Source organism: Rhizobium sp. Rhizsp42 (assembly GCF_047304155.1).
Classification (GTDB): domain Bacteria; phylum Pseudomonadota; class Alphaproteobacteria; order Rhizobiales; family Rhizobiaceae; genus Rhizobium.
Window position 1 is genome coordinate 82,623 of the sequence record NZ_JBGLYS010000007.1, and the last position, 12,825, is coordinate 95,447.

13 protein-coding genes are annotated in these 12,825 nt (G+C 56.6%); 6 read left to right on the plus strand and 7 right to left on the minus strand.

All coding sequences use genetic code 11. The features are described 5' to 3' along the window. Window positions 1-13: 13 nt before the first annotated feature. Entirely contained in the window at window positions 14-727 is a 714-nt protein-coding gene (locus tag ACCD05_RS09545; RefSeq protein WP_413392205.1) for a GNAT family N-acetyltransferase, read from the minus strand. 91 nt (window positions 728-818) lie between these two features. Between ACCD05_RS09545 and ACCD05_RS09550 the strand changes: the two genes are divergently transcribed. Further along, on the plus strand, window positions 819-1,271 hold the full coding sequence (locus ACCD05_RS09550; RefSeq protein WP_413392207.1) for a winged helix-turn-helix transcriptional regulator: 453 nt from the start codon (window positions 819-821) through the stop codon (window positions 1,269-1,271). A 3-nt stretch (window positions 1,272-1,274) separates the two neighbouring features. After that, window positions 1,275-1,961 carry a gamma-glutamylcyclotransferase gene (locus tag ACCD05_RS09555; protein WP_112943975.1) on the plus strand — a complete coding sequence of 229 codons (687 nt, stop codon included), beginning with the start codon at window positions 1,275-1,277 and terminating at the stop codon, window positions 1,959-1,961. Between the two features lie 35 nt (window positions 1,962-1,996). Here ACCD05_RS09555 and ACCD05_RS09560 read toward each other — a convergent pair whose 3' ends face one another. Beyond that, window positions 1,997-2,653: a TetR/AcrR family transcriptional regulator gene (locus tag ACCD05_RS09560; protein WP_112943976.1), complete on the minus strand. Its 657-nt coding sequence runs from the start codon at window positions 2,651-2,653 to the stop codon at window positions 1,997-1,999. A gap of 93 nt (window positions 2,654-2,746) precedes the next feature. Between ACCD05_RS09560 and ACCD05_RS09565 the strand changes: the two genes are divergently transcribed. The 4 genes from ACCD05_RS09565 (at window position 2,747) to ACCD05_RS09580 (ending at window position 7,844) form a co-directional block, all read left to right on the plus strand. Further along, entirely contained in the window at window positions 2,747-3,931 is a 1,185-nt protein-coding gene (locus ACCD05_RS09565) for an HlyD family secretion protein (RefSeq protein WP_112943977.1), read from the plus strand. A gap of 11 nt (window positions 3,932-3,942) precedes the next feature. Continuing rightward, the gene (locus ACCD05_RS09570; RefSeq protein ID WP_112436183.1) at window positions 3,943-5,505 is read left to right on the plus strand and encodes a DHA2 family efflux MFS transporter permease subunit; all 1,563 of its coding nucleotides are present in this window, start codon (window positions 3,943-3,945) and stop codon (window positions 5,503-5,505) included. 192 nt (window positions 5,506-5,697) lie between these two features. After that, on the plus strand, window positions 5,698-7,155 hold the full coding sequence (locus ACCD05_RS09575; RefSeq protein ID WP_112943978.1) for a catalase: 1,458 nt from the start codon (window positions 5,698-5,700) through the stop codon (window positions 7,153-7,155). Window positions 7,156-7,193: 38 nt separating this feature from the next. After that, on the plus strand, window positions 7,194-7,844 hold the full coding sequence (locus ACCD05_RS09580) for an HD domain-containing protein (protein ID WP_112944002.1): 651 nt from the start codon (window positions 7,194-7,196) through the stop codon (window positions 7,842-7,844). A gap of 3 nt (window positions 7,845-7,847) precedes the next feature. On the opposite strand, the gene ACCD05_RS09585 is transcribed toward ACCD05_RS09580, so the two are convergent. The 5 genes from ACCD05_RS09585 to ACCD05_RS09605 form a co-directional block, all read right to left on the minus strand. Beyond that, window positions 7,848-8,801, minus strand: coding sequence for a GlxA family transcriptional regulator (locus ACCD05_RS09585; protein ID WP_413392211.1), 954 nt, complete (start codon window positions 8,799-8,801; stop codon window positions 7,848-7,850). A gap of 72 nt (window positions 8,802-8,873) precedes the next feature. Next, a complete protein-coding gene (locus ACCD05_RS09590) occupies window positions 8,874-10,241 on the minus strand; it encodes an MFS transporter (protein ID WP_148198013.1) in 1,368 nt (455 codons plus the stop codon). Window positions 10,242-10,318: 77 nt separating this feature from the next. Beyond that, on the minus strand, window positions 10,319-10,777 hold the full coding sequence (locus ACCD05_RS09595; RefSeq protein WP_148198014.1) for a MarR family winged helix-turn-helix transcriptional regulator: 459 nt from the start codon (window positions 10,775-10,777) through the stop codon (window positions 10,319-10,321). Between the two features lie 94 nt (window positions 10,778-10,871). Then, window positions 10,872-11,588, minus strand: a complete 717-nt coding sequence (locus ACCD05_RS09600; RefSeq protein ID WP_148198015.1) for a flavin reductase family protein — start codon at window positions 11,586-11,588, stop codon at window positions 10,872-10,874. A 9-nt stretch (window positions 11,589-11,597) separates the two neighbouring features. Continuing rightward, window positions 11,598-12,785, minus strand: coding sequence for an alpha/beta fold hydrolase (locus ACCD05_RS09605; protein WP_148198016.1), 1,188 nt, complete (start codon window positions 12,783-12,785; stop codon window positions 11,598-11,600). Window positions 12,786-12,825: the final 40 nt, after the last annotated feature.

Consider the following 12,825-nt stretch of genomic DNA (forward strand, 5'->3'; position numbering starts at 1 on the left):
CAATCTATTACGGTCAACCTTGCTCGTGGCTTTCATTATGAAAGTCACTACTCGCCTTCGCTATAACGGACAGAGTCATCGACGCGCGGTGAGTGAAACCAACCCGTTCGTAGACTCGCGCGGCGCGGTTCTCTCCTTTCACGTGCAGGAATGGGATTCGCCCTTCGCCGAGTATTCGTTTGCTCAGGAATGCGACCAAATCGCGTGCAAGGCCTCTTCCTGTATAGTCAGGGTGAGTGCAGACGGCGCTGATCTCCGTGAAGCGTGGCAGAGCGAGGCGCGTCCCTGCCATGGCGATGAGCTGACCTTCGGCCGACCTCACACCGAAAAACGCGCCCATGGCGATGGTCTGCTCCGCGAACGGGCCGGGTTCAGTGAGTTGAGTGAGAGTTCTCATCTCTTGCACATCAGACGCTGTGAGGCGAACCGGTCGGAATTTTTCGCTGTCTCCAGCGGTCGTGCATATCATCTGGTCGATAGCTCGTTGTCGAATGATATTCCAGCCGCTCGGAAGAACGGGCGCAACGTCTGTAAAAAGCGCAACGGATTGGCCAACGTCCAATGTCGCGGCCAACTCTTTGAAGGCTTCAGGCGTGCTGTTTCTAAGTCCTGCAAAGGGCGCGACATCTGCGGGATAACGCTTGGCGTTGTCGCCGCCGAGCGAAAACTTGTTGTGCTCGTTCGCCAGCGCATGCCAAATCGGGTTGTCGAGTACTTTAAGGTCCATCGTTCTGTCCTCTCGATGCGGGGATGAGCTACCATAGTTACTTGCATAATAAAAGTTACTGCGGTAGCCTTTGAAGAGAAGGGAAGTCGGTGTGAAACGTAAAAGCCTTGCGACGATGGAATGCCCGGTTGCCCAAACGCTGGAACGCGTTGGGGACCGATGGACAATGTTGATCCTCCGAGATGCTATGAAGGGGAAGACTCGGTTCGACGAGTTTCAGCGCAGCATGAATGTCGCGCCGAATATTCTGACCGGTCGTCTTTCGAATTTGGTTGAAAACGGGTTCCTGGTTCGCCGCCGCTATAGCGAGCATCCGCCGCGCGACGAATATGTTCTGACCGATATTGGTCGCGATTTTCAGAGTGTCGTGCAGGCGATGATCGGCTTTGGGAACCGGAACTTTTCCGAGACAAGCGGGTCGGTCACTTTCGTCGACACCGAGACGGGTCGTGAGGCCGACCCGATTACTGTTGACCGGCATACTGGCGAGGCCATTAGCCTGCCACGCTTCGTTCTGCGGTCTAACGAGTCGCAGGTCTTATAGCTAATGGACGCAGTGGCTCTCCCCGATCCTGAGCGGCACGCCATTACTCGCGAGGGCCTCCTCGACGGCACGTTCCTAGAACGTGCAAGAGCGATCCCCGGGCTTAAAGCTTTGACTGATCAGCAATTGGAAGAGAGTCTTGACGGCACCCTTCGCCTTCTGGGTGGACAACAAGATGTTTGGATTTTCGCTTACGGCTCGTTGATTTGGAACCCCGCGTTCGACTTCGAAGAGCGTGTCGCGGCCTCTGTGGAGGGCTGGCATCGAAGTTTCTGCCTCTCGGCACCGTTTGGGAGGGGCACGCCCGAGAATCCTACCCTTTTCCTGGCGTTGAATGAAGGGGGAAACGCAGAGGGCGTTGCCTACAAGTTACCCAAGGGCCGCGAGCGCGAGGAGCTTCTTCTTGTTTGGCGTCGCGAGATGTTCAGCGAAGGCTACCAAGCCAAATGGGTCGAAGTTCACAGCAACGCGGAGGTATTCCGCGCAATCACTTTCGTGGCAAATCCCAGTGCGACGAGCTTTGTCGGCGAGCTCACGCCTGAGATTGTCGCCGACCGCCTTCGCAAAGCAAATGGCCCGTTGGGGAGTGGACTTGAGTATCTCTCCGACACGATCCACCATCTAAAAATGGTCGGGCTGCGCGATGATCTACTTGATACAATCAAGCATCTGGCGGAAGTCGGTAATTAAGTTTGAGCCGATGCTACAGCGTGCGAGTTCCGCGACTAAGGTGCCGGTGCGATTGCGCCCTGCAAAAAAATGGAGACGCACATTCTTGCTCTGGCCGCGATCTCCTCTTTGCTCGGGTATGAAACCTGTCCAAGCAGAGCCGATCGTTGCGGCTCCATGATCATCATGCCTCTCAACATCCCGCACGCGACATGCGGGTCTTCGAGTTTGAGGACCCCCGCATCGACCCTAGACCTGAGATAGTCCTCCATGACGTCATTCGTTCGCTCGATCGCTTTCACGTAAAAAGCTGTCGCGATTTCAGGGAAACGATCGGACTCGCTGACAATGAGTTTCAGCAGAGTAACGGTCCGCTCGGAAAGCGTAAGCTCGCCGTACGCAGATAAAATGCGCTCCAGTCCATCGGCTATCGGATGATCCCTTAGCGCGGAGATGTCCAGGCGAAGTAGGAAATCGTCGATGCGCGCGCTTACGACCGCTGAGAAGAGATCGGATTTCGCCGGAAAGAGGCGATAGAGCGTCTTGGTCGAGACGCCCGCTATTTGCGCTATCGCGGTGATGCTCGTAGCTTCGTAGCCACCTTCCCGAAATGAACAGCAAGCAGCGTCCACGATCACGGACCTGGTGTCCTCGTCGCATCTGGTTTGGGGGCGGCCACGTGGCCTTTTAACTTCCATACTATTTTGGACCATCATTATTTTCCAAAACCAATTGACCGCTTCTCGAGTACAGCATATTTTGGAACACAGCAAGTTTCCTAAATAACGCTCAACCGAGATATCGTCATGACAGATAACGTCCGCCTGCTGAACCCCTCAAAGCCGGTTGCGGAGAAAACGAACCCACCACTTGGGGAAACCCCAGCCAAAGTCGCACAGGAGCTCGCGCTCGGTGCGTCACTCTCCGGTGTGGAGGCCGCTCCGAAGAAGCGAAAGCGAGGGCGTGGGGTGCTCGTTGTCGGTGGACTGATTCTGCTCGCCGGCGTTGCGTACTATGGCCACAACTACTGGACGGTCGGCCGTTTTCAAGTCGAGACTGATGACGCCTATGTCAAAGCGGACAGCAGTGCAATCGCGCCAAAGGTTTCGGGCTACCTGAAGGAAGTCTTGGTGTCCGACAACCAATCGGTAAAAGCCGGCGACCCTCTGGCTCGGATCGATGACCGCGACTTCAAGGCCGCGTTCGATCAAGCGAACGCGGACGTTCTCGCAGCACAGGCGACCTTGGAAGCCAGCAAGGCAACCCTGGATATCCAGCAGTCCAATATTGCCGCCGCAAGAGCTACGCTTGAGGTAGACAAGGCGAATGAGCTCTACGCCGAACAGAACAACAAACGCTATTCCAATCTGGCGACAAGCGGCTATGCCCCGGTGCAGACAGCTCAGCAAGCGGCCTCTCAAATCGCCGTCGCCAAGGCTACCATTTCACGCGATGAGGCCGCCCTCGAAACGGCGCAGAAACAGGTTTTGCTCATTAACGCCCAGATCGCGCAGGCCACGGCGAACGTCGCTAGAGCGCAGGCCAGTCAACGACAGGCCGAGTTGAACCTCGGTTACACCACAGTCTTCGCTCCTGTTGACGGAACCGTCGGCAACAGAACGCTCCGGACGGGTCAGTACGTCCAAGCGGGTACGCAGCTGATGTCATTGGTCCCCACACAACAAGTGTACGTAATCGCAAATTACAAAGAGACGCAGTTGACCGACGTTCGGCCCGGGCAGGAAGTCGAGATCGACGTCGATATGTTCCCTGACAAGCGATACACCGGGCACGTTGATAGCATTGCGCCTGCGAGCGGCCAGGAATTCGCGCTTCTGCCACCTGACAACGCCACTGGTAACTTCACCAAGGTCGTTCAGCGCATACCGGTGAAGATCGTGCTCACTAGCGATGAGGTTAAGGACGGCAGGCTTCGGCCAGGTATGTCAGTGCAGCCGGTGATCGACATTCGGTCCGGTACCGACAAGTAGGAGTTTTCGACATGGCAGCGGCTCAAACTTCGAGCGCCAGCGCTCGAGAATGGATTGCCGTGCTCGCCGGCATGATCGGCGCATTCATGGCTATCCTGAATATCCAAATCACGAACGCATCCCTACTCGATATTGAAGGAGGGATTGGCACTGGTGTCGATAACGGTGCGTGGATCTCGACTTCCTACCTTATCGGGGAAATCGTCGTTATCCCGTTGACCGCTTATTTTAGCAGCGTCTTCTCGTTCCGTCGGTACATACTGGCGAACTCGATCCTCTTCCCGCTGTTTTCAATCGCGTGTTCGTTCGCCCACGATCTGGGAACAATGATCGTGCTGCGTGGTTTGCAGGGCTTCGCCGGGGGTGTTCTGATTCCGATGGCTTTCACGATGGTTCTCACCAAGCTACCCAAGAACCAGCAACCGCTCGGGCTTGCGATCTTCGCGCTGTCGGTGACGTTCGCCCCTGCGATCGGCCCTACGATCGGCGGCTACCTGACGGAGAACTATGGCTGGCAGACGATTTTTTACATCAATGCGCTTCCTAGCGCGATCATGGCGGTCGCGCTGGCAGCTACGCTCGATCCGTCTCCAATGCGTTTAGGACTTCTCAAGGAAGGGGATTGGTTCGGCATCGTCACGATGACGATCGGTCTGGCAGCGTTCCAGACTGTTCTCGAGGAAGGCAACAAGGACGACTGGTTCTCGTCACCATTCATCGTAAAGCTCAGTATTTTGGCCGCTGTGTTTCTCGGCGCATTCATATGGATCGAATTGACCGTCGAAAAGCCGCTCGTGAAGCTCAGACTGCTCGCCCAAAGGAACTTTGGCATCGGCGTGATGGTCAATGTCCTGGTTGGGATAGCCCTGTTCGGTACGGTCTACATACTTCCTCAGTATCTGGGGCAAGTTCAACGCTACAACGCTGAACAGATTGGTTACGTCCTCGCCTGGACTGGTCTTCCGCAGCTGCTCCTCATACCGCTCGTCCCTATACTGATGAAGCGTTTCGACGCGCGCTACATCGGGTTTGTGGGCATATCGATTTTTGCCGCAAGCTGCTTCCTGAACATATATCTCTCAGCGGACAATGCAGGGGATCAGTTTTGGATACCAAATATCATCCGCGCAATCGGGCAGGCGCTGGTGCTGACGCCGATTACCGCCATCACCACCGGTGGCATCGCTCCGGCTGACGCCGCGGCTGCTTCCGGTCTTACGAATATGCTCCGAAACCTGGGCGGAGCCGTAGGCACGGCTTCGCTCGGAACAATTCTCACAAAGCGGGAACAGTTCCACTCAAATGTGATCGGACAGTCGGTCACAATGGCACGCGACGAGGTGCGCCTGCGCGTGGATACTCTCACCGGGTACTTCATGTCGCACGGCGTAACAGACAAGGCTCAGGCGACAAAACAATCGATCGTCGCCCTCGGCCGCGTCGTAAGAAAGCAGGCCTTGATAATGGGATTCAGCGACACGTTCGCCGTCATTGGCACCGTACTGGCGATTGCCGCTTTGGCGTTGTTGTTGGCAAAGCGGTCCGCAGCTGGCGGGGGTGCTGGCGCTCACTGAACAACAGCGGATCCGCTTGGAAAAAGACCCTGCTCCTTTGGTGCAGGGTCTTTTTTTGTGCGGCAGTCCTCGGACTAATAATGGCAGATTCTCGCCCCTTGCCGAGGTTGAGATCAGACGCCCGAGAGCAGATGTTGCCCTCAAGGCCGGGTACCCCGGTTTTTTGTGTTGAACATCAAAAGGGCATCAATAATGGATAGCAAAAAGCCATTGACGACCGCGGCCGGAGCTCCCGTGGTCGACAACTTCAATATTCAGACGGCGGGCCCGCGCGGTCCCGCTCTTCTCCAAGACGTGTGGTTGATTGAAAAGCTCGCTCACTTCGACCGCGAAGTGATTCCCGAGCGTCGCATGCATGCCAAGGGCGCTGGGGCGTACGGCACCTTTACGGTGACCAACGACATCACCGCCTACACGCGTGCGAGCATTTTCGCGCAAGTCGGCAAGAAGACGGACATGTTCGCTCGCTTCTCGACTGTCGCCGGCGAACGGGGCGCTGCCGACGCGGAGCGTGATATCCGAGGATTTGCTCTCAAGTTCTACACCGAACAGGGCAACTGGGATCTTGTTGGAAATAACACGCCGGTCTTCTTCTTCCGTGATCCGCTTCGCTTCCCCGATTTGAACCATGCGGTAAAACGCGACCCTCGCACTGGTATGAGAAACCCGGAAACCAACTGGGATTTCTGGACCTCCATTCCGGAGTCTCTGCACCAGGTAACGATCGTCATGAGCGAACGTGGGATCCCCGCTACCTACAGGCACATGCACGGTTTCGGAAGCCACACCTACAGCTTCATCAACGGGGCGAACGAACGTTTTTGGGTAAAGTTTACTTTCAAGACACAGCAGGGCATCAAGAACCTCACGGATGCCGAGGCTACCGATCTCATCGGTCGCGATCGCGAAAGCCATCACCGCGATCTCTATGACAGCATCGAGAACGGCGAGTTCCCGCGCTGGACGCTCTACGTCCAGGTGATGCCGGAGACAGCAGCCGAGACACATCCGGTGAACCCATTCGATCTGACGAAGGTTTGGCCACACAAGGACTATCCGCTTATCGAAGTAGGCGTGATGGAGCTAAACCGTAATGCGGAAAACTACTTCGCCGAGATCGAGCAGGCTTCATTCACCCCTGCGGCGGTTGTTCCGGGCATCGGCTTCTCTCCGGATCGTATGCTGCAAGCACGCCTATTCTCTTACGGCGACGCAGCGCGCTATAGACTGGGTGTGAACCACCACCAGATCCCGGTCAACGCTCCCAAGAACCCTCACAATTCGTACCATAGGGACGGCGCTATGCGGGTCGATGGAAACCATGGCTCTGCCAAGGCGTATGTGCCCAACTCGCACGGCGACTGGCCGGAGCAGCCTGCCTATCGCGAGCCGCCGCTGAAAATCTCAGGTGACGCGGATCATTGGGATCATCGGGTAGACGTCGACCACTTTGAACAGCCGGGAAATCTTTTCCGGATGATGACAGCCGAACAGCGCCAGGTTCTTTTCAACAACACGGCACGCGCTATGGAAGCCGTCTCGGACGAGGTGAGACAGCGTCACATCGACAACTGCACGAGAGCAGATCCCGCCTACGGCGAGGGTGTCGCGAAAGCCTTGGCGGCGCGTCCGGCGCTGGCTGCCGAGTAGTGTGGCCGAGCGACCAACATATCTACGAAGGAATGATCATGAGTAAATCCAGTGAAGTTGTCGCCGGCGTCGCGATCCCTGATAGCGCCATGGCAAAAGCTGCTACAGATCTCGTAAGGGAGACTGAGACCGACCTTTTGTACCACCATTCACGCCGGGTCTTTCTGTTCGGGGCGTTGAGCGGAGAGCGTAAGGGGCTCAAGTACGATGCAGAGCTTCTCTACATCGGCGCGATGTTCCATGACATGGGCATTATGGACAAGTACGCAAGCGATACAGAGCGCTTCGAAGTCGACGGTGCCAATGCCGCGCGCGATTTTCTAAAGTCCTACGAAGTCTCTGAGCGAGACGTCGATGACGTCTGGGATTCCATTGCGCTGCACACAACTCCGGGCATCCCTCAGCACAAGCGACCAACGGTTGCCTTGGTCACCGCTGGCGTGGAAATGGATGTTCTCGGAATTGGCTACAACGAGTTCTCCGATAGCCAACGTGAAGAGGTCTGCGCGTGCCATCCCCGCGGCCTCAAATTTAAACATGGCATCCTAAGCTCGTTTTGCCTGGGCACGATCCGCAAACCGGAAACGACATTCGGCAACGTGAAAGCCGACGTTCTCGCCAAGATGGATCCGACATACCAAAGGAAGGACTTCGCCGAGTTGATCCTGAACTCTCCCTGGGAGAGCTAGGATCTAGGGGGGCGTCTTCACGTTGAAGCGCTCCCTATATTCCGCGGGTGTGACACCCAGCCGCTTGGTGAAGACCTGCCGCATGCGTTTCGGATTACCGAAACCGCACAAATGCGCGACCACCTTGAGCGGCTGGGTCGTGGCCTCGAGAATATGACGCGCGGCGTCAATTCTCGCTCTTTCCACGAACTCCGCGGGCGTGACCTTCGCAAAATCCACAAAGGATCTTGCGAAGGTCCGACTGCTCATTCCGGCGGCCTTCGCGAGATCCGCAACGGTCAAAGGTGCCGCAAGGTTTTCCGTGATGAATTTAGTGAGATCGGTCAACGGCGACTTTTCATCCGCGATCATCTCAATGTATGGACTGAACTGAGACTGACCACCTTGTCGCTGCGCCGCCACGACTAGCCGCTTGGCTACAGCAACGGCTAACGCCCCACCGTGATGCTCCCTGATGACCGCCAGGGCAAGGTCGATCCCGGCCGTAACACCGGCGGAGGTTAGCAGCGGGCCATCTCTGAGGTAGATACGATCATAGTCGATCTTGGCTTGAGGATAGAGCGTGGCCAGTTGGCCGGCGTTTTGCCAGTGCGTCGTCGCATATCTGCCATCTAGTAGACCAGCGGCCCCGAGACAGAAGGCTCCGGTACAAACCGAGCCGTAAGTCTCGCTCACCTTGGCAAGGCGGCGAATGCAGTCCGTGGTTTCATCGTCTATGACTGCAGTTGGTAACTGCGGACCGCCGGCTACCAAAAATAGGTCGAATGGGCCTTTGGCTCCCAAGTAGTCGACATCGGCGAGAAGACCCATCCCGTTCGATGCCCGGATGCGGGATGTCGTGGGGCCGATCAAAGTGATTGAATAGCCTTCGCCTTGTGGCAGGATGTCGGTTGCCTCAGAGAAAACGTCTAATGGTCCCGAGACGTCCAGCGCCTGGACGCCGTCGAATATCAACATCCCAACTGATCTCATTCAAAGGTTCCCCTTGGTCATGCCCGCTCTCTCTCGGCCGCCCTGAGACGGATCGTGTCAGATCTTGCGTGCGCGTAGCGTAAGCGAGGTGGCCGCGGCCGCAAGCGAAGTTCCGCAGATTATCCAGAACGCAGCGGTGAAATCCGCGCTCTGATCAGCCGCTCCGGTCACCGCCACCAAAATGGCGATACCGAGGGCTCCACCAATCTGACGCGAGGTATTGAGTATCCCGCTTCCTGCGGAATACACCTCCGGGGCCAGTGCAGAAGTGCCGCCTGCGAGAAAGCCCGCCTGTGCCATCCCCGCTGCGATGCCGGAGAGCGCAAAGCCAGGGAGAAATCCGAGTGCAAAGTTGGTTTCCTGTCTCAGATATGTTAGCCACCAGAGGCTTGCAGCTACGAAGAAAATGCTTCCGGTCAATGTCAGAGCTCTTGGCGAAACCTTGCCTCGGCCGGACAATATCGAGGTCGTGCCCGCAAGAGCCGGACCAATCGCGTAGGCTATCCCGGCTCGAGCTGGATCCCATTGCCAAACCTGAGTGAGGTAGAGGGTCCCTCCGAGGATCGACATCGAAAAACCGGTGTAGAACGCGAGCATTCCTACTGTGGCCAGTGTAAACTCAGCGTTTTGGAACACCTGGAGATTGAGAGCCGGGTTCTCCACTGTTCGACAGCGTAAAACGAAACCGACGATAAGAATGACGCCGGTGCCCGCGACTACCCATAGTTTTGCGCTCGTCAGCCCCCAGTCTTCGAAATAGGAGATGGCCGCAACTATGCACGCTGTCCCACCGGCGAAGAAGGCCGATCCAACGATGTCAGGGATCCCCGTTTCCGTGAGTTTGGTTTCATCGAGATAGCGGCAGAGGAAGACTGCTGGAATGGCAACGGGCAAATTGATGAGGAAAATCAGCCGCCAGTCTATATGGACAAGCAGGCCGCCAATCACGGGTCCAAGGGCAGCCCCGACCGAGGCGATCGCCGCCCATACAGCGACCATCTGCTTGTGTTTGGACGGTGGATAGGCAGCCAACAGCAAGCCAATTGATGAAGGGATCATCAATGCTGCCCCCACACCCTTCAGTGTCCGCGCGGCAATGAGGAGAGGGATATTTGGCGCTAATGCACAGCCTGCGCTGGCGATTGCAAAAACGATAAGGCCACTACGAAAGAGCATCCGGCGACCAAACCGATCACCCATTCTACCGCCTGGCACGAGCATAGCGGCGAAGGCAATCGAGTAAGCGCTCAGAACCCAGGACATTGACTGGTTCGATGCGCCCGGAAAGCTATGGCGTATGGAAGGAAATGCGATGTTGACTATGAACAGGTCCAAAGCAGACAAAAGACTGCCCGCGGCAACCACGGTTAGGGTCAGTTTGGACAGGGAGTTGGTGGAAGAGCGTGCATCGAGATGCTGATCCATGAGAAGCCTCGTTGTTAACGAGGTTCTTCATAGGTCGACTCACTTGCATAATGCAAGTTAGTTCGCTGGTAAGGTACTCAGGCTAGCTCGCTGTCGACTACGGTGTCCATGTTTTCCCGGAATGTTTTCGCGTTGTCCGCTCCATAAGCGCGGTCGAAAGCTGCCTGCGCACGATCCCAACCGGGCCGGCCTGCAGCCACGCATCCCAGACCTTTATCCGTCACCGAAACAATCCGTGCGCGCTTGTCTTTCTCGCTAACTTCGATAGTCACAAGGCCATCGCGCTCGAGGGGGCGTAGATTGTGACCAACCGTAGCTCGGTCCATCGCCATCAGCTCGGCGAGTTCAAGCATCGTTTTGGGTCCTCGGTGCTTGAGGTAGCCAAGGATCGAGTATTGAGTGATTTTTACTCCGCTGTCTGCGATGCACTCATCGTAGAAGCGGGTCAGCGTCCGGGCCGCGCGCCGAACCTTGGTGCAATTGCACAAAGATGGAATATCCGGCTCAACTTGGGCTCGTGTCTTCTTCGCTGTCATGACGCTTCCTGTCTATTGGGGTGACGACGCCCTGAGAGCGTCGTCAGTCTTGGGCAGAAGTAGCAATCTCACGTCAACAAGCCAAGGCCCAAGCTCAATCTGCGACGACACTACCCGAGGCGGACCAACTCTTCTGATTAACAGCCGACCAATCAGCCGGCTTTCCATCAAGTCTGTGCATCCGCGCGCCGTTGCGCTGTTCGAGTATTTCTTCGTCGAGCGGCGTTGTGAAGACGTTCTCGACTAGTGTGTACTCTGCAGCCAGGCGGCCGATAGGAGCAAGAGCAGCCGTATCGACCCGCCCTCCGTCCAGATAAGCGTCATCACGTATGTGGAACCGAACGACCCGCCCCCAGACGACGTGGTCATCGTGGTCGCCGACGGGTATGATCCGATCGAGTTTGCACTCCATGGCTACAGGCGCGAGAGCGACTCTGGGAGGTTTGACAATCACACTTGCAGCCTTCTCAAGTCCCGTGGCCTCGAACTCATCGACGTCGGAGGGATGCTCAATAGCAGACCTGTGCATCTGACCGGCAAGCCCAAGTGTGGCGAGGTTCGCGACAAACTCACCAGTGTCTCTGATGTTCACAAAACTGTCCTTTAGAGTGACGCCGTCAGATTTGGGTTGCATACTGATCGATAGAACAGGCGGCTTCCGGCCAACGACGGTGAAAAAGGAAAACGGTGCCAGGTTGGGAACACCATCTGTGGAAATGGTACTCAGCCATCCGATCGCGCGCGGTACGACGGTCGCAATCAGCAGTTTATAGGCCTGCGTGGCATCTAAAGTGTCTGCATCGATTATCATGGCTTCCTCCTAACCTTCGATAGATGGCGACGCCGCGAAATGTTCCTGTGGAACAATCCCCCTAAGGCGCGAACCGAGTTCGTGAGAAAATTTTAGAGCGGCGGAAAGCGGCCGGTGGTGGATCGCGATGTTTGCGATCCGGCCCTCCCCATTTCTAGTGATAACCGTCACCCCGGAGATGTCGACGCCGCCGAACGCTACCGCGCGCCATTCTAGATACTGTTTGCCGGGACCGGTGGATTGCTCTGTGAATTCGAGCTTCTCGTAAATCCGGCTTGCGGCCTCCATCACCTTCTTGACCTGGTCTCGCCCGATTACCGGCTTGTAGAGGGTAGCTGCCTCCAGTGTCACTTCCGGATCGAAGGCGTCTGCGAACGCGGTCGACGACTTTTGTGAGAACGCGCCTTTCCAATCACTGGCACCCGAGTTGCCGAGAAGTGCAAGGAGGTCGCAGATTGCCTGCGCCAATGTCGCTGGATCTTCGAAGTGCGCCCAATGACCAGCTCTTGGGATCACAAGCTGTCGAGCACCTTTGAACCTCGCGGAAACACCGTCCGCCATAGCTTCCGTCACAAAGGGGTCGCTCTCCCCACGGACGACAAGCACAGGTCCGCCATATGGGCTTTCCAGCTCGGTCCCCGGGATACCGTTGTTCCACGCATCGACGAGTGCCGACACCGTCGCCGACGAAACGTGCTCGCCCAGCAGTGTCAGCGCATCCAGCTTCTGAGACGGGAGATTCGGTGACAGGTGGGAACGAACGTTTCTTTGAGCATTTGGATTGCCGCCTAAAGCATGGAAGTCTCTGACGACGTCCTCCGGTGCATTGACACCACCAAGAGGCACTGGCGTCACGAGCACAAGGCCCCGTACCCGTTCGGGCACCGCGATTGCGACCAACTCCGCTACCTGCGCACCCATGCTCTGGGCGACAATTACGACATCGGTCGAGATTGCTTTTATTACTGAGACTACATCATCGCGATACCGTTCAAGCGAAATCTCGCCGTTCTCATCATTGAGTTCACCCATGCCGGGCAGGTCGAGAGTGACGAAGACGTGCTTGGCTTCCCCCAACTTATCAACGACGGGAGACCAGACTTCCTTTGAGTCCAGGAATCCGTGGATGAAGAGCAACGTATCCGGGCCCGATCCGGTGACGGAATACGGAATACGCGCGTTAGCTTGCTTGGTCATGTTCTCCTCCCGAGAAACGCTTTCCAAAAACCGTTTGCTT